This is a genomic window from Cellulophaga sp. BC115SP (assembly GCF_009905545.1).
Taxonomy (GTDB): Bacteria; Bacteroidota; Bacteroidia; order Cytophagales; family Spirosomataceae; genus Flectobacillus; species Flectobacillus rivi.
Genome location: NZ_JAAALB010000004.1, coordinates 155,794 through 178,153, shown reverse-complemented (window position 1 = coordinate 178,153; position 22,360 = coordinate 155,794). Strand labels below are relative to the sequence as shown.

The 22,360-nt window shown below is 36.9% G+C and carries 16 protein-coding genes and 1 riboswitch; of the genes, 8 read left to right on the top strand and 8 right to left on the bottom strand.

Features of this window, described 5'->3' with window-relative positions; translation table 11 throughout:
- Positions 1-73: 73 nt before the first annotated feature.
- The 5 genes from atpE to GVN22_RS05060 form a co-directional block, all read right to left on the bottom strand.
- Entirely contained in the window at positions 74-319 is a 246-nt protein-coding gene (gene atpE, locus GVN22_RS05080) for an ATP synthase F0 subunit C (protein ID WP_095161318.1), read from the bottom strand.
- Positions 320-494: 175 nt separating this feature from the next.
- On the bottom strand, positions 495-1,589 hold the full coding sequence (gene atpB, locus GVN22_RS05075) for a F0F1 ATP synthase subunit A (RefSeq protein ID WP_166549968.1): 1,095 nt from the start codon (positions 1,587-1,589) through the stop codon (positions 495-497).
- Positions 1,590-1,696: 107 nt separating this feature from the next.
- Positions 1,697-2,059 (bottom strand): hypothetical protein, encoded by a 363-nt coding sequence (locus tag GVN22_RS05070; protein ID WP_166549967.1) that lies wholly within the window; start codon positions 2,057-2,059, stop codon positions 1,697-1,699.
- Positions 2,060-2,258: 199 nt separating this feature from the next.
- Entirely contained in the window at positions 2,259-4,772 is a 2,514-nt protein-coding gene (locus tag GVN22_RS05065) for a TonB-dependent receptor plug domain-containing protein (protein ID WP_166549966.1), read from the bottom strand.
- Between the two features lie 350 nt (positions 4,773-5,122).
- The gene (locus GVN22_RS05060) at positions 5,123-7,627 is read right to left on the bottom strand and encodes a TonB-dependent receptor plug domain-containing protein (protein ID WP_166549965.1); all 2,505 of its coding nucleotides are present in this window, start codon (positions 7,625-7,627) and stop codon (positions 5,123-5,125) included.
- Between the two features lie 254 nt (positions 7,628-7,881).
- Positions 7,882-7,999, top strand: a riboswitch (SAM riboswitch).
- A gap of 114 nt (positions 8,000-8,113) precedes the next feature.
- Here GVN22_RS05060 and GVN22_RS05055 point away from each other — a divergent pair.
- A complete protein-coding gene (locus tag GVN22_RS05055; protein WP_166549964.1) occupies positions 8,114-8,356 on the top strand; it encodes a hypothetical protein in 243 nt (80 codons plus the stop codon).
- A 131-nt stretch (positions 8,357-8,487) separates the two neighbouring features.
- The gene (metX, locus tag GVN22_RS05050; RefSeq protein WP_166549963.1) at positions 8,488-9,585 is read left to right on the top strand and encodes a homoserine O-acetyltransferase; all 1,098 of its coding nucleotides are present in this window, start codon (positions 8,488-8,490) and stop codon (positions 9,583-9,585) included.
- 115 nt (positions 9,586-9,700) lie between these two features.
- Here the strand turns inward: metX and GVN22_RS05045 are convergent, their stop codons facing one another.
- Both GVN22_RS05045 and GVN22_RS05040 read right to left on the bottom strand, forming a co-directional pair.
- Positions 9,701-11,338, bottom strand: coding sequence for a glycosyltransferase family 39 protein (locus GVN22_RS05045; RefSeq protein WP_166549962.1), 1,638 nt, complete (start codon positions 11,336-11,338; stop codon positions 9,701-9,703).
- Positions 11,339-11,455: 117 nt separating this feature from the next.
- A complete protein-coding gene (locus GVN22_RS05040) occupies positions 11,456-13,591 on the bottom strand; it encodes a tetratricopeptide repeat protein (protein ID WP_166549961.1) in 2,136 nt (711 codons plus the stop codon).
- Between the two features lie 313 nt (positions 13,592-13,904).
- Here GVN22_RS05040 and GVN22_RS05035 point away from each other — a divergent pair, with 313 nt between their 5' ends.
- From GVN22_RS05035 to GVN22_RS05015, 5 genes are all read left to right on the top strand, one after another.
- The gene (locus tag GVN22_RS05035) at positions 13,905-14,114 is read left to right on the top strand and encodes an AtpZ/AtpI family protein (RefSeq protein ID WP_095161649.1); all 210 of its coding nucleotides are present in this window, start codon (positions 13,905-13,907) and stop codon (positions 14,112-14,114) included.
- A gap of 317 nt (positions 14,115-14,431) precedes the next feature.
- On the top strand, positions 14,432-16,471 hold the full coding sequence (gene mrdA / locus GVN22_RS05030) for a penicillin-binding protein 2 (RefSeq protein ID WP_166549960.1): 2,040 nt from the start codon (positions 14,432-14,434) through the stop codon (positions 16,469-16,471).
- A gap of 92 nt (positions 16,472-16,563) precedes the next feature.
- On the top strand, positions 16,564-17,853 hold the full coding sequence (gene rodA, locus GVN22_RS05025) for a rod shape-determining protein RodA (protein ID WP_095161309.1): 1,290 nt from the start codon (positions 16,564-16,566) through the stop codon (positions 17,851-17,853).
- A 116-nt stretch (positions 17,854-17,969) separates the two neighbouring features.
- The gene (locus GVN22_RS05020; RefSeq protein WP_095161308.1) at positions 17,970-19,199 is read left to right on the top strand and encodes an MFS transporter; all 1,230 of its coding nucleotides are present in this window, start codon (positions 17,970-17,972) and stop codon (positions 19,197-19,199) included.
- Between the two features lie 189 nt (positions 19,200-19,388).
- The gene (locus GVN22_RS05015; protein WP_205690792.1) at positions 19,389-20,324 is read left to right on the top strand and encodes a hypothetical protein; all 936 of its coding nucleotides are present in this window, start codon (positions 19,389-19,391) and stop codon (positions 20,322-20,324) included.
- A gap of 287 nt (positions 20,325-20,611) precedes the next feature.
- On the opposite strand, the gene GVN22_RS05010 is transcribed toward GVN22_RS05015, so the two are convergent.
- A complete protein-coding gene (locus GVN22_RS05010) occupies positions 20,612-20,986 on the bottom strand; it encodes a DUF423 domain-containing protein (protein ID WP_166549958.1) in 375 nt (124 codons plus the stop codon).
- Between the two features lie 607 nt (positions 20,987-21,593).
- Between GVN22_RS05010 and GVN22_RS05005 the strand changes: the two genes are divergently transcribed.
- Positions 21,594-22,313 (top strand): LytTR family DNA-binding domain-containing protein, encoded by a 720-nt coding sequence (locus GVN22_RS05005; RefSeq protein WP_166549957.1) that lies wholly within the window; start codon positions 21,594-21,596, stop codon positions 22,311-22,313.
- Positions 22,314-22,360: the final 47 nt, after the last annotated feature.

The window sequence follows — 22,360 nt, the reverse complement described above, 5'->3', positions numbered from 1 at the left end:
ATATCAAAATAGAATGAGATAGAAACTAATTTTCAATCAAACGACTATTCCGATATCCTTGGTTAGCTACGAATTATTTGTTAGCTACCAAGAAGCAAATAACTGCTGCGAAAAGAGCAACCGCTTCAACGAAAGCAGCTACAACCAACATCGCACCTTGGATCTTGCCAGAAGCTTCTGGTTGACGAGCGATTGATTCCATTGCACGACCACCGATGTTACCGATACCTAAACCAGCACCGATTGCTACTAAACCAGCACCGATACCTGCTAAACCTGTACCTAAAGAAACTTCAGCTAAAATTGACAAAAGTGACATGATTGTTATTTGTTTATGTAAGTGAAAAAAATTATTTACTAATTAAAAATATGAACTTAAGTATTAATGTGCTTTAGGCTATATGCCGTAGGCATTAGGCAAAAAAAAACTACTATAATATACGAACTTACGCTTAAAGCATATAATAATTCTATTTTGCCCACTAACTTAGATCTTAGTGATGATCATCGTGGTGATGCTCTTCAACTGCTGAACCGATGTAGCTTGCAGTCAACAACGTAAAGATGAATGCTTGCAAGAATGCTACTAACAATTCGATAATGTTCATAAATACTGCAAATGCACTAATTACTGGTGTTACCATCCAAATTTTCAAGATGAAAATCAAACCAATAAAGCTCAACATGATGATGTGACCTGCTGTAATGTTAGCAAACAAACGAATCATCAATGATACTGGCTTTGTAAATACACCGATAATTTCTACTGGAGTTAAGATTACTAACAACCATTTCGGAACGCCAGGCATCGCAAAAATGTGTCCCCAATAAGTGCTTTTACCATTTAAGTTGGTAATCAACAAAGTGAGTACTGATAATACTAATGTTACAGCAATGTTACCTGTTACGTTTGCTCCACCTGGTAATAGACCCAAAAGGTTATTAATCCAAATAAAGAAAAACAATGTTAACAAATACGGAAGGAATCTTCTGTAATGTTTTTCTCCGATGCTGTTTTTAACAACTTCATCACGAATAAAGATGATGATTGGCTCTAACCAAGACTGCAATCCTTTTGGAGCTTTAGTGCCTCTTTCTTTATAAGCGTTACCAACACTAATAAAAATCAAAAGCAACAATACAGCACTAACCAACAAAGAAGCTACGTTTTTGGTAATTGACAAATCCAATACATGAGAACCATCTTCAGCATGCAACTTGCCGTGCTCTAAGATTAATCCTTCATAAGCTACTGGATTTCCGTGCTCATCTTCCAATTTGCTAGAAGAAAATACTTTTACACCATCCTTTGTATAAGCAATCACAGGAAGATGTACACCGATGCCATGTGCAAACTCCCACTTGTGGTCGTCGGCAATGTGGTGCATAATCATGTGACCTAGGTCAACTTTGCCCTCTGCGTGGGCTTCAGCACCTGGAGCATGTTCGGCTGTTGCCTCTACGCCATGAACTGCTACTGTTGAATCAGCCGTAGCGGAAGTTGCTGAGTGATGCTCGGATTGTGCAAATACTGAAGTAGCAAATAAAAACAAAAATGCTACAATATTTGAAAAATATAATTTTCTCATCTCGACGTGGGGGATGAACGTATAATGGTTTATGATTTTGACTCTCTTATTCTATCGCTTAATCACACCTGAAAATCAACAACTTACACTAATCATTAACACAGGCCTTACGAAAAGTGTCGCAAGTTACGATACAAATCGTAGATTTCAAAACCTGTATAACATAAATAGAGTACAAAAAAGTTGCTAATAAATGTATATATGTCTGGAGTGTTCTTATATATAAAGAATCCGATAAATGCTAAACTCAAAATTAGGCGAGCTCCAATACTTCCCATGTAAAACTCAATAAAATGCTTTCGGTCGTTGGCAAAACCTTGTTGCATCAATAAATGATTGAAATAGGAAAGTGTGGCATAAAATGCCAACATGAACCACTTATCAGCATGGATATATTCTGATAAACCAATGTATGGAGCCAAAAAGAAGATTAGACCAACTATAACAGTCAGTATGATGATGCGTAACATTGTAGGTTCTGAATTTTTCCGCAAAGATACGTAAAACCTTCATTCAGAAATGAAAAAGGGGAATTAATTACTGCAATTTATTCCCCTTTTATTGTATAAGATTATCTTACGGCTTTGAGCTTTTAGCTATGATATTTAAGTTTAAGGAAATACTGAACCTATAAGCTAATAGCCATGAGCCTAATACCTCTCAAATATACTACCTTACCAAATATTCATTTTGAGCAACACCAACTCGCCCTTGATTTGACATTCCTTCTAATTTGATGTTCATATTACCTTTGGCATCGCTATTCCAGAAGCTTGTTGTGGCTTTACCTGAGGCATCAGTCGTTATATTGGCGTTCCAATATAGTGTAGAACGATAGTCTGGACGAACGTGCTCTGGCTTAGCTTGCCCATATTGTGGGGCAAAAAACTCTCTGGTCATGGCATAACCCATACGCTTCTGAATTTTTACACCATCAATATTAGATTTGCTCCAGTCGTAATTGGCATTTCCTTTTCTTGTCAATACCGAAACAACACCGTTGCCTCCTCTAACACCAAAAATAGAAGCATCTGCTCCTTTCAATACATCGATACTTTCTACATCGCATGGTGGCAAGGTATTAATTACATCACTACTTACTTGCATACCATCAATCAAAAATAGTGGGTCATTAGAGGCATTAATAGATCCTTGACCTCGAATTAATACGGAATAGGTTCCCATACCCGTCTGTATTACCTGAACACCTGGAATTCGACCTTGTAGCATTTGTAAGACACTAAACATACCTCCGCAAAGTGTATCGTCTACTTTTAGGGTATTACTGGCTTGCCCATAAATTTTACGGCTATCTGTTGGCTCTTTTTTGGCCGTTACGGTTACTTCTTGAAGCATTTGTACTTTTTCAGTAATGAGCTTCTTTTCAAGTTCTATGGATTCTCTTGAGTATTTTAAGAACGTCGCAAATGCATTTGGGTCAAAAATTCTCACCTCATTAGGGATTTGGAGAGGTCTTGTTTTGGGTAACGAAAGAGCTTCGTCTATCGTTAGGGTCAAATTACGAGCACCATTAGCCTTTACCGCCTGTAGATACACATCTACACTATCCGTAAAATCTAAGTTATAAAAACCATATCTACCCAATGAATCCACACTTGTCATGGCTATGATAGGGTTTTCTTTAGGCTTTTTCAGCATCAAAGTTAAAGTAAGCTTATCTGTTACTTTGCCATTAGGACGAAGTGCTTTACCTGTAATTTCTAATCCTTGCTCAACGAAGTAATCCATTTTAGGTTTGACATCATTCAACATTTGTTGCCAAGTAAATCGGCGCCAGCCTTGCGTCATCATTAGTAAGTCAAGGTGTAAATGACGGTTTTCTTGTGTGTTGTCAAAATAATATTGTGGTTGCTCTACAGAGCCTTGTATTTGTTGATAATACTGTCCACTCAACGATTCTTTGACTTCTGAGTTTAACAATACGTATGTCAATATATTGTCGGCATAAGGCTCACCTTTTACTTGTGAGGCATCAGTGACTGCTACTGAAAAAGTCCCTTGAACAGGTTTACCTTCGGCGTCTTTTACTTCGATATTCAAATCTACTTTCTCGCGACTTTTATACTCTGTTTTATTCGAAGAAACATTCACTTGTAATGTTCTATTACCATGCTCAACAAATATCAATCTTTCACAAATTGGTAATCCTTCGGGCGAAAATAAAGTAATTTGCACTACACCATCATCAGGAATTTGATTTTTGGGAATATTTGCTACAAAACTTTTACTTGATTCTGAACCTTTTGCAATCATACAAACTTCTCCCCGTTGTTGCACAATGATAGGAAGTTCTTTCCCTTGTCCAGCAGGTTTAGGACTAGAGTTTTGAATATAAAGTCGGATTTTATCTTTATACGTCACATTGTCTACACTCATGATGTAGCCACTTTTTTGAGGTTGGGGTAACTCTTGTTTGATATAGCTACCATCTGATTTTTTTACGTAAGCTGCATATATATTATTAGCTTCAGGATGAAAATTGAACACTCCATGTCCTAAATGAGCTGTGCTAAACACCCCCACAGTGTCTTTATCATTAGCCAAAACGAAACCAGAGGTTTCAACGCCTTTTCCTAATTTATTCACCACTTTGAAGGCTAATCTACTTTCTAGGTTTTCAACCAGATATCCGCCTTCTGGGAAAAAGCTAATAGACGCTACCTCATTGAGAGCCTGAGCTTTATTCTCATTCATAGAAGACATATTAGTATTTTGCCATACTCGCACATCTTTTTCAAAAAATAGAGATTCTGAAAAGTTTCGCATATAATTGGTGTAGGCTCTTATGCGATAAAGGTCGTTTGCAAGAGTATCTGGCAATTGAATATCACCCACCGAAACGGCCAAAGCTTTGAGAACTTTGTGAACTATCACTTTACCTGTAGCAGGCTGTACCAAATCTACATACAGTACTCGACTCACCGAGTCAACACCATTAGACGAAGCATCGAACAAATAGCCTTTTAGCCACATAGTTTCACCAGCCATGTAGTATGGTTTATCCAAATGGAGATACACTTTTTCTTGAGGATACGAATAGCGGTATTTAGTTAAAGTAGCACGAAGTTTTTCATAAACAGGTTGCTCTTGTGCATGTGAGGCGTTTGTAAAACACAGCAGGCTTAATAAAGTAATAAAGCAATAGGTTAAATTGTTTTTCATTGCAATTGGTTTGATTTAGAACAGTAAAATGGTTCGAACTAGCGATTTAAAAAAAGAAAAGCGAAACTACAACGATTTCTTGATGACTGGTAGTGTCTGAGGTACCACAAAAACATAAGTCATCCCTAATTTGGCGATTGAGCGATTGAGTGCATGAGTGATTACTTTAATATTTGTATCCTAGAAGTAGAAACGCAATGCTTTGTGACTAAAGCGGTGTCATTGTGAAATGTAGTATCAAATAAGGCGGTCGAAATTGTTTTTCGACCGCCTTATTCGATAAACTTTGGGAAATAACCCAAATGTTAAAATTCGGGATGACTTATGTTCAAGTAAATAACTATGATATGCTACTTGACTTCATATTGAAAATTGGCAACCCCGACCCTGCCTGAGTGAGAAACGCCCTCTACTTGAACACTCATTTTACCTCTATTATCGCTATTGTAGTAAGTCACAAACGCCTTTCCTTCGTGGTTTGTTATGATATTTGATTTCCAAAAAATGGTAGAACGATAATCTGGATTAACGTGCTGGGGCTTTGCCTCGATATATTGTGGTGACTCAAACTCTCGTTCCATAGCATATCCTAGAAGCTTTACGACCTTTACTCCTGCTGGAGCAAATTTTATTCTATTCACATTATTAACATTACTCGTCCTAGATAGAAAAGATAGAACACCATTACCGCCTAATACCCCATAAATTCCTGCGTCAACGCCTTTTAATACATCTACTTTTTCGATTTCACAAGGTGTAAGATTATTGATAACCTCCAATGAAACTTGTAATCCATCCAACAAAAATAATGGTGTAGCTTTTAGAGCAACAGATCCTTGTCCAAAAATATACACGGTGTACGTACGTTCACCATTACTGTACACTTGCACCCCAGGAATACGCCCACTAATCATTTGTAGCACATTGAATGCTCCTACACAAATAGATTCATTTATTTTCAAAGTATTTGATGCTTTGATGTATAAATTTCGGTTGTCAATCACTTCTCTTTTTGCCGATACCGTAACCTCTTTTAGTTCTTGTGTCTTGTTGAGAATATCATTCTTTTCGATGGTTAAAGCTTCACGAGTTTTTCTAAGGAAGAACTCAAAACCTTTTTCGTCGGGGTAACGGATATCTTTAGGAATCTGTAGAGGGGTGCTCCAGTATAAATCTAAACCTTCGTCTAGATTTATACTAATGTTTCGAGTACCACTTCCTTTCAATACCTGAAGGTATGCTTCAGTTGAGTCCGTAAAGTTGAGAGAATTATATTTGAAGTTTCCAGAATCATCGACCAGAACCGTTTTGAAAACAGGATCAGTATTAGGCTTTACCATCATCAAACTCAAATTGATATTTTCTGAGACTTTTCCGTTGGGACGCAAGGCTTTTCCTTTAATTGTCAAACCATCCTCAATATCATATTTCAATTCTGGCATTGTATTCCCCAACATTTGGTTCCAGTTGAATCTACGCCAACCCTGAGTCATCATCAGTAAATCGAGATACCATAATCGATTAGCATTTGATGGTTCGAAATAATAACGTGGTTGCTCAATGTTACCTGTAAGTTGGGTATAATTTTTACCTGAAAATTCCTCTCTAACATCAGAATTAAGCAATAAGTACGTTTGGATATCCTCAGCAAAAGGTTCATGTTGTACTTGCCCAACATCTGTTACTGCCATCGAAAATGATCCTTTTACGGGCTTTCCTTCCGCATCTGTCACCTCTAATTCTAGCTCTGTTTTGCCTCTTGTATTATACTGACTATTCTTACTTTTTACCTTTACTTGTAATTGTTTATTTTGTTCTACGAAAATCAACCTCTCAGCTAATGGTTTTCCTTCTGATGAAAATAAGGTAATCTGCGTAATTCCATCGTCAGGGATTTGGGTCCTAGGGATATTGACTGTGAAACTTTTTTCTGAAGAAGACCCTTTTAGCACCATACAAACTTTTCCTCTTTGTTGAATAATAATAGGGAGTTCTTGCGAAGTTGTAGCAGGACTTGAATTTTGTACAAACAATCTGATTTTATCTTTGAAGGTTACATTATCTACCGTAATTGTATAGCCTGCTCCCTGTGCTTTGGGTAACATTTGAGAGAAATAACTACCATCTCCTTTTTTGATAAAAGCTGTATAGCTTTTTCCTGCCACTGGCTTAATATTAAATACACCCATTCCTAAATGAACTGAATGGAAACTAGCTACTGTATCTTTGAGATTATCAAGTACAAATCCTTCAACGTCAAAACCTTGCCCTTTTTTATTTCTTGCCTTGAATGCTACACGAGATTCTATATTTTCAACAAGATTACCACCTTCAGGAAAAAATGAAATTGTAGCTACAGAAGAGGGCATTTCTGAAGTAAATTCTGGATTTCCAGTGCTTGGACTATCTTGGAAAATTTTAATATTTTTCTCAAAAAAAAGATTTTCAGAAAAGTTTCTCATATACTGGGTATATGCTCGAACATGATAAGTATCAGCACTTAAGGTATCTGGCAATTGAAAATCACCCGATGCCACTCCCGACGACTTCAATTTCTTTTGTAGCACTACCTTTCCAGTAGCTGAATGTATTAAATCAACATACAATACGCGACTTGCGGAATCCAACGTATGATAAGAAGCATCAAAAAGGTAGGCTTTGAACCAGATGGTTTCACCCGCAACATAGTAGGGTTTGTCGAAATGTAGATAAACTTTTTCTTGTGGATATTGTTCCTGCGTTTTGCGCAAGGTGCTTACAAGATGGTTGTAGATAGCTCCAGATTGAGCGCTCACAGATACACCTAAACCGCTAATCAATAGCAGCAAGAGCGAATAGGAAATGATTCGTTTCATAAAAATGGAATGGATTCTATTTTGGTTCGAACTAATAGGTAGGCGAGAAATTATAAAGCTGGCGCCTTCATAATTAGCATTCGCTAAATATACAATTACTTATACAAATAATCATATTAATTGTATTTATTAACACATCCTTAACAAATTCAGTATGCAAATTCGAATCAATCCATAAAACGTTTGCATTTTCGAGATTCTAGCTATTATATTTGCAACATCAAGTCAATTACTCTTCACAAAAGGTAGTAGTTGATTTATAAAGAAGAAGGGAGAGAATAGGCTCTATGAACTTCTGGCAACCTACTGATTCGTAAAGGCAAGGTGCTAATTCCTACCCAATAAATTCATCATTATTGGGAAATATAAACCAATTACGAAACTAATCCAGCTACATTTTTACATTCTGCTGTTCAGTATTCGTCAGGTTTACGATGTATCGTTTCACTGTCACAATTCATTGTGGCTATATGTCTGTACGCATCCATGAAAAAATTTATTCCAATTACCGTAGGCAGCTATCTAGTTGTCCATGGTTATGACGAGCACAATCGAGAAATCATCGAAAGTGTCGAGGAAGAAAAAGCAAGTTTAAAAATTGTAGCAGTCGACCGTATTCAATCTCTGAGCGAAAAATATATTTTAGTTACAGGGGCATTTGGTCGTTTGATGTATTGGGAATATGAGGAGTCTTTTGAGGAGATTTCAGCCAAACTGATGGAGAACTAAAGAAGTTGGGTACGATGAGTTGTTTCTTTCATTTCTAAGTTAAAAACAATAGCTCGTATCATTTTCAATAACTTCCAACGAAATGTTTTCTTCTTGATTCTTTATTATTATCAAAAACAGCATCTCAATTCGTGTTAAATACGTCAATTTTTAAACATCATGCTCCTTTCAAACTCGAAGCAGGAGGAGTTTTGCCAGAAGTTGAATTAGCTTATCAAGCGCTTGGACAGCTCAATACCGACTGTTCGAACGTGATATGGGTATGCCATGCTTTTACAGGTAGCCAAGATGTAGCAGATTGGTGGCAAGGTTTGGTCGGCAAAGGCAAATTGTTTGACCCTGAACAATATTTTATTATTTGTGTAAATGTACTGGGGTCACATTATGGAAGTACAGGTCCACTTTCGATTAATCCCGTAACTGGCGAGCCATATTTTCATACTTTCCCAACCATTACGATACGTGATATAGTCAACTCATTTGATTTATTGAGAGAGCATTTGGGTATTTCAAAAATCAAAACTTGTGTTGGTGGTTCTTTGGGTGGTCAGCAGGCTGTGGAATGGGCGATTTCTCAACCTGAGCTTATCGAAAATTTAATTTTGATTGCTACTAATGCCCAACATTCTCCTTGGGGAATTGCCTTCAACGAGTCTCAAAGAATGTCTATTGAAGTAGACCCTACTTGGACAGAAAGCCACCCTCTGGCTGGTATTAATGGCATGAAAGCCGCTCGTGCAACAGCCTTGATTTCATATCGTAACTACGAAACTTATGGTGTAACCCAAGCTCGTCGTGAGGAAGGGCTGGACAAAACCTATCGTGCGGTGACCTATCAGCGTTATCAAGGAGAAAAACTAGCCCAACGATTCAATGCTTTTTCGTACTATGTCTTATCACAAGTAATGGACTCGCAAGATGTGGGTCGTGGAAGAGGTGGGGTTATCAATGCGCTTTCGCAAGTCAAAGCCAAAACCTTAGTGATGGGTATTAAATCGGATGCGCTATTTCCTATTAATGAGCAAGAATTTTTGGCTAAACATATTCCTGGCGCTACATTTCAGGCTTTGGACTCGTTATATGGCCATGATGGCTTCTTAATAGAAAATGAATTGATTACGAAAGCCATTAAAATTTGGCAGAAATTTATTAAATTGGATGTCAATCCAATGTATTCTTTCTTCAAAGCTCTTGAAGACCGTCCGAGAACATTAGTTGCTCATGATTAATGAGTTTTGAATAAAAAGTTACAAGCTAGCAATGGCTTAGAAAAAATTGTTTACTACCTGACTACATATATTTTTCTTTACCAAAAAAGCTGGCATCACTGCCAGCTTTTCCATTTTATTTTCTTTCGTAAAATAAAAATCCGTTTTCTTCTTTGATCAATCGTAGATTAGGATGCGCTTTCATGGCACTATCTGCTGTAATTTTCATCACAAAATACGCAGGTTTGTCTAAATGAGGTTCGTTTAATAAGTAAGCCTCTGTTTTAGGTTTCTGAGGTTGTTTTTGGAAATAAAACAATTGTGCATACGACTTGAATCCTATCGGCTCTACATATACATCTTTACCTTTCAAAGACTCATAAAAACTTATCGCAGCACGTTGAGAATACCCTTCGATTTTACTTACCACTACCGCCGAATAACCAAACAAACATAAAGCCGTGGCGATATACAAACCTCGAATATTGCGCATACTTACCATGACTATTACCGCCACAATATACGCCAAGCCCATGTATTGCTCCCATCCACCCCAAGTAATCTTTGCACTGAGATTTGCCACAGCAAAATCATCCTTGATATACGGAATCAATTGAGCTGCATACTGACCTACCAATGGTACTGCTGTAAGGGCAATAGCCATCACCAAACCAATAAAGAACAGACCAAAACCCGTGAGTTTTGACCACTTCCAATTTCCTGATAGTAAGTTGTTGACATGGTACGCCGCCAAATACGACACAGGAAACCATGCCATTGATGAATAATGAACAATCTTGGTCTTCACAATCGTGAATAAAATCATGACTACCCAAAACAAATAAATCATCCATTTTCTAAAATATTCTCCTTGAGAATTACCCGACCCTGAGGTTCCCAATACACGAATCGCCAACACTGAAATAGGAAAACAACCTACTAATACAACTACAAAATGATAATAGAATGGCTGTTCATGTCCAGCATCACCTGTGGTCAATAAGCGAATTTGATACTGAATAAACTCTACAAATAAACCCCATCCATTTTGATAGATAGATAGTCCAAACCAAATACAAGCCACCAAAAAGGCAATAGCAATAGCCGAGAAAAATGGTTTAATCGCATCTTTTAAGAAACTAGCACTAAAACCATTGACTCCCCAAAAAGTAAATACCGTAAGTCCCCATAACAAACCACCTACAGGTCCTTTGGTTAGAATCGCCAATCCTACAAATAGCCCCGAAAGTAAGCCGTAGGTCTGGCGTTTAGATGTATTTTGATTTGTAGAAACACTTTGTGAGAAATACCAAACGCCCAAAAAGATAAATAGGTTGAAAGTAGGGTCAATAATACCTGATTTAAAATATAAATGTGGCGTAAATGAGCCCAAATATCCCAAAGCCCACAACAAACCAAACTTTTCATTATAGAGTTTTCGTCCGATTCGATAAAAAACCAAAAGGGTAATGATACCAATGATAGCATTTGGGAAGCGAGCACCAAATTCAGGAGCAAATCCAGAATTAGGGTCAAAAACATTAAATGCTTTCATGGCTAAGACCTGCATCCAGAAAAACAAAGGAGGTTTTTCCCAAAATGGCATATAATTAATTTGCACTGTAGCATAGTTTCCTGTCAAAATCATTTCTCTTGCTGACTCGGCAAAATTGATTTCGTCCCAGTCAAATAAATGGGAGCTACCAATAAATGGGATAAAAAAAACTGCCCCTAGAGCAGTTATTAATATGTAGGATAAATGTCTTGTTTGCATAATAAATCGTCAATCGCAATGGTGATAACGTTTTGGCAAAAGTAAAAAAAATAATTGTTTCGTCTATACTTTCTAAAAATCGACAGACCAATAATATTCTTTTGCCAAAAGTTAAAACTATGGCTTAGCATTCTTCGCAGCCGCTAAATTCTCTTTTACTAGACCTAACAATTGGCTTTTAGGATAGTCTTTAATAAAGTTGTTCAATGCTTTTACATAGCCATCAAAATTTTGAGTTTTAGCTAATAACAACGCTTTCAAAAATGCCAATTTATCCTCTGTATGACTATTGGGATACTCTTTCAAGGCCGTATCCACAAATGATAAAGCATCTGCAAAATTACCTTGTTGATAGTATTGGTATGCTTCGGTATAAAGCTTTTGAGCCTCTGTTTCTTTGTCAGAACTCAATTCTACAATATTTTCACGGCTTAACATTCTTGCAAAATACGAATCTCCAAATTTATCAAAGAGTGATTTTCTGTAGCCTGCTTTTTCTGTTGGATTATTTTCGTGTAATAAATACAAAAAATACAGAGCCTCTGGTTCATGAATTGAATTTGGGTATTCGGAAAGTAGTTGTTTGAATGTCGAAATGGATTTCTTAGGCTCATTTAAACTCAACTTAAAGATTTTACCCACTTCAAACATCGCATCTTGTCGTTTGATTTGCGACGTTTCGAGCGCCTTTGCGCTGAATGGAATCTTGGTTTTCATGAGTGCTTTTTCGGTTGCTAATTCTTTGTCGCTTACCCCTTCGATTGTATTCTTTGAGGAAGATGTATTTTCAGTGCTTGAAGTATTAAAACTAGCAAAAGATGCGGCATCGTCACGACTACTTCTACGCCAATTGTCTTCCAGAGGTCGATTCCCCCAGCGATTCATAAAATTGGTACGACCTTGGCTTACCAACATAGCATTAGAAAAATACCAATCTGTTTTACCTGATGTGGCAAATGGATCCTTAGTTGCTGTGGTAGAGCCAGCTACAATTTCTTTTGCTTTTGCCAAATTAGCCAACTCTTGGGCCTTCTTCAAGCGAATAGCTCTTTCCAAAACTTTATCCAATTCTGCTGGAGTAAGTTTCGAAAGTTTTTGTAAAGAATCCTCTGTTTTGACAATATTCATTTGCTTCACAAACTCTCCAAGTACCTGTTGTTTTTGCTTTACTTTCGCAAAAGCAGCATCAGTATTAGGCAACAGCGACAAGCAACTATCATAATACGCAAAAGCCGTTTCATACTCAGCATATTTGTCATAATACAAATCTGCCAACGTTAAATAGGTATAAGGCAATTGTTTTGTATCCTTGCTGATACTGGCAGATTTTTTCAATAAAGCAATTCCTTTAGCCGTGTTGCCTTGGCGCATTTCTGCCGAGGCCATAGCTTCATAAATTTTATCTGATAAATCTTTGTTCTTGCTATCTTTTAATAATTTATCAAAATTGCCTTTCTGATTCATGACCAATGCGCTATTCAACGAGGCATAGAATCTTAAATCGTACGAGGGTCTGTTTTTGGCAACCTTTGTAAAACATTCACTTGATTTAGGAAATTTTTCCAATATCTCATACATCTGACCTGCTACGTAATACAATCTGGCTTTTTGCTCATTTTTAGGAAGCAATGGAAATGTTTCTTCCAAAATAGCCACAGAAGTAGCATATTCCTTTTTAAGTTGATGCAAATACGCTTTTGTTAGATAAAAGTTCGCTGTATTATTTTTGTTCAAGTCCTCCTCTCGTAATAACTCAGCAACTCTCAAAGCAGTAGTAAACTCACCTTGTTCGACATAAGCACGCATCAGTCCAATCAGCGCTGCCTGACGAGCGTCATCATCTTCGGCTGTTGTATTGACATATTTAAATGTTTCTATCGCATTTTTATAATCTTCTTGTATTAAGCGAGCTTGCCCTATGAGTACATAGGCATCGTCGAGCCAACGAGAGTTTTGATGTCTTTCTGCCACCATTGAAGCCTTTTTGATAACGGCTGCCAGTTCTGATGACACCGTGCTGGCTACTGCCGAGTCGAGAGGCAATAACACAGGAAGTATTTGAGAGTAATTATCGTGACGGTCTTCAAAGAGCTTTTTTTCGGCCTCAAACAATTTTTGATTAGCCTGAAAAAGCGCGTTGTATTTGGCATTAAGATTATGGAATCCCACGCTGATAGGCGAAGAGCTATATTGTGAGCATCCTCCTATGCACAAAAATATGACAAGTACTAAAAGTAACGGTATTCTATTCATGTGAAGTAGCTATGCAGAAAAACTACAATGATTTGATTGATTCACCATCCAAAATACAAATATAGGTCAATTTGATGGTTCTTAAGATAAGATTCAAAGTACTCAAAACAATACCACGAGTCAACAGCACAAATCTATCTTGAACAACAAGGGGTTTAACGCAAAATAACGAGATTTTATTATCAGATTCCGTGCCAATTAAGTATTTTTGTTACAGGTATATAAAACATTCGTTCTTGGATTTTTTAATTGTAATCCTACGGAAAAATACCATTTCATTTTCGACGTCGAACAACCTTTTTTCTTTACTTTCATGTCAAACGATTCGCCAAATTCCAACAAGTACATGCGCTATATGGGAGCAGGAAGTCAAATGCTTATAACCATTGCGAGTGGCGTACTGTTAGGTAACTGGCTTGATAAAACCTTCCATACTACCACTCCTTGGTATTCTATTGGCTGTTCGTTGCTATTCATTTTTGCTGCGATTTATTTATTAATTCGTAGTCTTCCTAAAGAATAATATCATTCGGCAAAATTATGTTTTGATTCTCAATGAGTTTATTGACAAATTATTGAAAAACAGCAAATTTTGCACTTTAATTATGTTTCTTCAGATAGTTTTTTCCGTTTAAACTATAAAACAGGTCTGTTTTTGTTTAAATGAATATTTCTTACATGATGAGCAGATAACAGTCAAGCTTTTACTCAAAATACAAAAACAGTAATAGTTAGTAGATTATTTACAGATTGGTTAGCTATTAAAACGCTTATAGCCAGTCAAATTTTCCTGAAAGTAGAAAACATTTTCTATATATCCCTAAAATCATATTAAAGCCAGTGGACGAGATTAGAAAGAGATTTATCCAAGGATTCATTATCCTTATTGCCATACTTTACATCGGAAGGCTATTTTATTTGCAGGTTATTGACGAGACTTACAAGTTAGATGCTCAAAACAATGCTATTCGTAAAATTGTACAAGTTCCTTTCAGAGGGTTGATTTATGACCGCAACAAAAAGTTGATTGTCTATAATACCCCTGTGTATGATTTGTACATTACGCCCAAAAAAGCACATGTTCAGGATACTTTAAAATTCTGTAGACTTTTTGACATTACCCGCAGTGAGTTTGATAGCTTAACTCATTTGGCGAGAATTTACTCACCTGTACGCCCTTCTCTATTTTTACGTCAGCTTTCCAAGGAAGAATATGCTCGCGTGCAAGATGCTATGGTAGACTACCCTGGGTTTTCTTTCCAGATTAGTTCTTTGCGTACTTATCAATCAAAAGGCATGGCAAATGCCTTAGGGTATGTTGGAGAAATTAGCCCTGAGCGCCTCTTGAAAGAACAAGAAAAAGGTAACGAATACTACCGACAAGGAGATTATGTAGGGGTTACTGGTCTTGAAAGATTTTATGAAGACGAACTACGTGGACAACGTGGCGAAAAATACGTGATGGTCAATAGCCGTGGCGTAGAAAAAGGTCCATTCAAGAATGGAGAGTTTGATAGAGAACCCGTAGCTGGCAAAAATTTAATTTCGTCGGTAGATATTGCCTTACAAGATTATGCAGATAGTTTGATGCAACACAAAGTAGGAAGTGTGGTGGCAATTGAGCCATCTTCTGGCGAAATCTTGGCGATGGTATCAGCTCCTACTTATGACCCAAGTAAACTATCGGGAAGAACTTTCTCAAAATATTTCCAAACGCTCAACCTTGACCCATTGCACCCGCTTATCAACCGCCCACCAAGTGCTTATTATCGCCCTGGCTCGACTTTCAAGTTGATTCAGGCCCTGATTGGTTTGCAGTTAGGAGTAATCAGCCCAAGTACAGGGTTTGGTCACGCAGGTGTACCAATGAAGTGTCACTGTGGAGGTACATCTTCATCGATTCAGTTAGGTATCAAAAATTCTTGTAACCCTTATTTTTATAATGTTTTCAAAAGAATTATTTATAACAATAAGGAGCAAAATCTTTTCAAAAAATCAGCTGTTGGTCTTCAACGCTGGAATGATATGGCTAGCAAGTTTGGTATTGGGCAAGAATTAGGCATTGATTTACCAAACGAAACAAAAGGAAAACTTCCGAGCGTCGAATATTACGACAAAGTGTATAAAGGTCCTCTTCGTTGGAAATTTTCTAATATTTACTCTGTAGGTATTGGAGAAGGGGAAATTGTTATTAACCCACTCAAAATGGCGAATGTGGCCGCTATCATTGCCAACAGAGGTTGGTATGTTCGTCCGCACTTAGTAAAAGGTATTAACGAAATCGGAAACATAGACAACAAATATAAAGAGCATATTTCTGCGGGTATTGACCGTCGCCATTTCGAACCCGTTATCGAAGGAATGGTTGGTGCTGTAAATGCAGGTACTGTAGCAGCTGAAGCACGACTAAGCGATATTCAGATTTGTGGTAAAACAGGTACATCTCAAAATAAACATGGTCAAGACCATGCCATCTTCATTGCTTTTGCGCCAAGAGAAAACCCTAAAATTGCCATTGCAGTATTTATTGAAAATGCGGGTTTTGGGGGAACGCACTCCGCTCCTATTGCATCACTTTGTATCGAAAAATACTTGAAGGGTAAAGTAGAACGCAAAGCTATGGAAACTCGATGGATGAATAAAAGCTATCTGGCCAATGTGTTGAGTGCAAAAAGTGCTTCGGCCAGACCTAATAAAGAGGTAAAAGCTACAGTTGAAAAAGATTCGACAATCGAAGACTATCAATTACGCAATCTTAAAGAAGAGCTATTTAAACTAGATCAGGCAAATAAACCAAAAGCGCCTGTATTCAAGATTCCGATGCAGCCACAAGCAGTTTTACCTAAAAATCAGAAAATAGCACCGAAAAAAACACACTAGGATTTAATGAGTAATTAGGATAGTAAGAAAGATTTCAAGCCTTTACTCAAGTGTACCAAACAAATTGATTTAGCATTTCTAAGAATAAGACCTTGAAAAGAGAAGAACAAATATCGCGAAACCTCGACTGGGTGACCGTATTAATATATATACTTTGTGTTGTGGCTGGCTGGCTCAATATTTATGCTGCAATTTATAATCCTGAGCACCCAATTTGGATTTTTGATGACGGTTTCTTTGATACCAATTCAGGTAAACAACTTATTTGGATTGGAACAACCGTTTTGCTCATTATTGCAATTTTAGTAATCGACCATCGTTTTTACGATACTTTTGCTTTTCCTATTTATGGATTTTTCCTATTTATGTTGTTGGCAGTGCTTGTAGTAGGAACAGAAGTAAAAGGCTCACACTCTTGGTTTAGAATTGGTTCTTTTCAGTTACAGCCCGCCGAGTTCTCCAAGATGGCAACCTGTCTGGCACTGGCAAAATATTTGAGTACGCCACTAACCAATCTATCCAGATTCAAGGACCAGCTCAATGTGGCAATCATCATTGCGATTCCTCCAATCTTGATTCTAGCATCTAACGAAACTGGTGTTGCTTTGGTTTTTGCTTCATTTTTGATTCTATTGTATCGTGAAGGACTTCCAGGCATGTATCCTGCTATTTTCTTGGCGGTAGTAACCTTATTTATTTTATCTCTTATTTTTGAAGAATGGCAGATTTATATCGGCTTGGCTGTAGTATCTGCTTTGGTCGTTTGGGCAATGCCTCGTTATGAACGCAAAACCAAAAATATTTTAGCCATTTTAGGTGTTGCCTTCTGTATGGGTTTGTTTGTGACAGGTGTAGATTGGGCTATTAATAATGTACTAAAAGAACACCAGCGTAATCGTATTCGAGTATTAGTTGATCCTGATTTTGACCGTAAAAAAACAGGTTATAATGTTCGTCAGGCCAAAATTGCGATTGGCTCGGGTGGGTTGCTTGGTAAAGGATATTTGCAGGGAACACAAACTAAGTTTGACTTTGTACCCGAACAAAGTACCGACTTTATTTTCTGTACTGTCGGCGAAGAGTTTGGTTTTGCAGGAAGCTTAACTGTGGTCGGTTTATTTATTGGCTTGATGCTACGGCTTATTTATCTCGCAGACCGACAGAAATCCCGATTTGCGCGAGTCTACGGCTATGGGGTCGTCTCCATCATATTTTTCCACTTTCTCGTCAACATCGGAATGACTATCGGTTTGATGCCAGTAATTGGGATTCCGCTTCCATTTTTTAGTTATGGAGGCTCTTCACTTTGGTCGTTTTCTATTTTACTATTTATTTTTCTAAAATTAGACGCCCATCGTTCGCAAATGCTTTCAAGATGGTAAAATAGCACTTCATACAAAAACTACCGATTATCTAGATAATCGGTAGTTTTTTTGTTATAGACTATTAAAATTCTTATTTTCGGAATGAATCTTTCCTTTACATAAAACCTATCTCTATGCAGGAAACTACTATTTCTAAAAATGCCAAACTGTTAATCCTTGTAGCTTCTTTAGGCTATTTTGTGGATGTGTACGATCTCATTCTCTTTGGAGTAATTCGTAATGCTAGTTTGGCAAGTCTCGGACTTGATAAAGACGGACAACTATCAGAAGGTCTTCGCCTACTTAATATACAGATGGCAGGTATGCTTTTGGGTGGACTTATCTGGGGAATTTTGGGTGACAAGCGTGGACGCAAATCTGTCTTATTTGGTTCTATTTTGTTGTATTCCCTAGCCAATGCTTTCAATGGAATGGTACAAGATTTGACAGTATATGCTATTCTAAGATTTTTGGCAGGTATTGGTCTTGCAGGAGAATTAGGTGCTGGGGTAACCTTAGTAAATGAATCTTTACCAAAAGAAAAACGAGGATACGGTGCCTTATTCATTGCAGGCACAGGGGCATTAGGAGCCGTAACAGCCGCCTATATAGCAAGCTTGAGTACCGACCCAGAATGGTGGCGTATGACTTATTATATTGGTGGCGCTATGGGTTTAGCATTATTGCTATTGCGTATTGGCACCATGGAGTCATCATTATTTCAAAACATCGAAAAAAGTGCCCCCAAAGGCAATTTTCTTAGTCTATTCACCGATTCAAATAAACTCAAAAGATATATCTATTGTATTTTGATAGGACTTCCTGTTTGGTACACAGTGGGTATTCTTGTACTGGTAGCACCTGAACTCAGTAAGGCGATTGGCGTACAGGGTGAAATTAAAGCAGGCACTGTTGTAATTTTATGTTATGCAGGGCTCTCATCTGGTGATTTTTTAAGCGGACTCGTAAGTCAATTTTTACAAAGTCGTAAAAAGACGATCTACTGGTTTGTAGGCTCTAGTATTATTCTGATGGGTATATATCTCTTAGTTCATGGACTAAGTACTACGATTTTTTATTTCCTATGTTTTGCGTTGGGCTTTTCAGGAGGATATTGGGCGGTATTTATCACCATGGCATCAGAGCAGTTTGGCACTAATATTCGTGCAACAGTCACTACGACAGTACCAAATTTCGTTCGTGGGGCATTGATTCTTATTACATTAGGCTTTAAATTTTTAATGGGTCATGTGGGATTAATCTATGCAGCCTTGATTGTCGGTTGTATTTGTAACTTCGCTGCTCTCTGGGCATCCTATATGTCTGAGGAAACATTTGATAAGGATTTAGATTTTATCGACTAGGTGTAACGTAGATAAAATTTATTGGACACCTATACCTTTTACCAATAAAACTCTTGATTTTAGTCTTGAAAAAGAAGATGTTTACAGCCTAAATCTTGCAATATGGCCCTTATTTCTAAAAAGAAACTTCCATTCAAAATTAATCTCCAGCTCAGAAAATATTTAATTAAATACGGGCGTGAAATAACCATGCCTTTACAGTATTCTGATTTATTGAGATTTGAAAATGCTATTAGTCTGTATGATAAGTTTGGCAATGATACGTTTTGGCAAACAGTCTTTTATCCACACAGTGATATTGATTTTGTGTATGAAGGGTTAAAAAAAATCTATGCCGATTTACGAACTGATGGTGATGAGAAAGTCATCAAACACCTTAACGTGGATAGGGTTGATTTGTGCACTTATGGCAATACTCAGCCATTTCGCATAAGAATTGTCAACAAGATGAACGATAACTTTGACTATTTTTATGTCAAGCGAGCCGATTCTTCACGGATATATGGAATGGAACTAGAACACCTTCTTTCTCCCAATAGAATGAGTTATCTGACATTCGAGGATACAGTCGTAGAAGAACATATTATTGGTATTCCAGGAGATTTATTCTTTAAGCAATTACCTAGTTATGAAGAAGTAAATTACCGTCGATTGGCCAAAGAGTTTGTGAAGTTTAATGAACGATGTTTTGTAAAGCTATTGGGCGATATGCATTCATCAAATTTTATTATTGATATTACCCCCGATTTTGAAGAAGTATTTTATCGTATTCGAGCCATCGATTTTGACCAACAAAGCTACGAAGGCAAACGGTCGGTATATATGCCTCAGTATTTCAAGCAAAACTATCCTTTGGTAGAAATTGGAATGAAATACATGACTTCGGAATCTGTTCAGCAATACCAAATTGAAGAGAGATCGCTCATTGCAGGAAGATTGAGGGTAGAGCAACAACGAATGTACGAGCTGATGTCGGTAATGGCGAGAGATGAAATTGCTTCTGTAGATAATACCGAATCACTCAAGAAAGAACTAGCGAGATGGTATCAATCAGACAGATTTCTCAAATGTAAAACCATGGGCGAAATCGTTTGGGCAAGCCTAGAACAAGTCCTGATTCATTAAAAGGTAAAAACCTAATTTAGTGAGTTGAAATTGAGTGAATGAGTGATTATTTTAAAATCTTATCCTAGCAGTAGAGACGCAATACTTTGAGTCTAAAAACAATTTTCGACCGCTTTTTTTGATAAAAAGTTGGAGAATATACTTAATTCTAAAATTTGGGATGACTCATGACTATATTTTAAAATGATACCTCTTTAGACGCAATACATTGCGCCTCTACAAGAAAAAATCAAATTAAAAATAATCACTCATTCACTCAATCTCAATTCACTAAATTAGGAATATGCTTACTTGCTTTTAGTAATTCCGAAAGCTAATAGAACCCAGCCTACCATCAAGCAAGTGCCTCCAATTGGCGCAACCGCTCCCCACATGGTAACTCCTGTAGCACAAATCATATATAAGGCTCCTGCAAAAATAATCGTACCTACCAACAAAGCATTGCCTGCATATCTTACAAAAGCATGCTTGAATGTTCCCGACAATATTCCTACAGCTAACAATCCCAAGGCGCCATACATTTGATAACGAGCAGCTGTCTCAAATGTCTCTGTCCTACCAATCGCTTCTAAACTAGCTTTAAATGCATGTGCTCCAAATGCGCCAAGTGCAACAGATAATGCAGCCAAGATGGCTCCTATTTGTAAAAAAAACTTATTCATGTGTTAATGATTTATTGGCTAAAATTACCATCTATAAATGAAAACACTGCACGTTCGTAAGATATTCATGCAGTTCATAAATAATAAGGCTTCAATTGATACATTAGTTCATCAATTCATAGGATAATTTGTGTGTTGGTTAGCTATCAGTTCTTGGCAATATTCAACATCAATATTAAAATGTAATTTTGTAATGCAATTACATCCTTACTCAATACCCTTAAATATCTGACCGCCTAAGAAATTACAAATGAGACAAATAAGTAGCTTAAGTAGTTTATAATAATTTCAATCCGTTTAAGTACTCGACATTAACATTATCATTAATACAGTAATTCGTCTAAGTTAAAGAATTTTTAATTCTTACTTTTTGAAAACTATACATTTCCCAAGATGTGCTCAAAACTTGAGTATATCTTGGGATTTTTGTTAAATTCTAGTCTTCTATATTTTATTTTCTAACAAAAATCCCGTAAGTTGCGATGTAAAAGACCATTCTAGGTAATAGTTTTTGAAACTTTTCGTCGAATAAACCCAACCTTCCTAAGTTAAACTCTAGAAGTCGCCATATCTTTTAGCCAATTTAACAGAATAATTCACCTAATTCATGACAATTTATCGATGTGTCATTTTAGAAGACGATGACATAGCTCAGAAAATTTTAGAAACGAATATCAAAAGATTACCACATCTTGAAATCGTTCAGGTTTTTAGTAATCCCATTGAAGCCATTCCTTTATTGCATCAAGGAAAGGTCGATATTCTATTTTCTGATGTTGAAATGCCTGAAATTTCTGGACTAGATTTAATCAAAACGCTCGAAGCACCTCCGCAAATTATTCTTACTACTAGCCACTCCGACTATTCTATGGAAGCATTCGATGTAGGAGTAACAGATTATCTACTCAAACCCTTTAGTTTTGAGCGATTCTTAAAAGCTGTTAATCGAGCAATTGACAATATCAATATCAAGAATAAAGCTTCACAAAAGCCTGTTGTTCAGGAAGAACAAATTATCTTCTTAAAAGCAGGGAGAGAGTCCTTAAAATTCTTTGTGAATGACATTCAATATATCGAAGCATTAGGAGCCTATACAAGGGTTTTTAGCAAAGAAAAACCTGTATTGATTAGTGAGTCTATCTCTGATTTACAAATTAAGCTCCAACCGCTTAATTTTATTCGTGTTCACAAATCATATCTTGTTCCAAGATTCAAAGTAACAGGAATTTCGTCGAGACATGTGATTTTAGATAAGTTAAAAATTCCTTTAGGCGTATCTTATCGTGAAACAATCGAAAAACTTTTTGAAGAAAAATCTGGTTCATAAAAAAGGGGCTTTTGCTAATGCAAAGCCCCTTTTTATTATTCTATTTT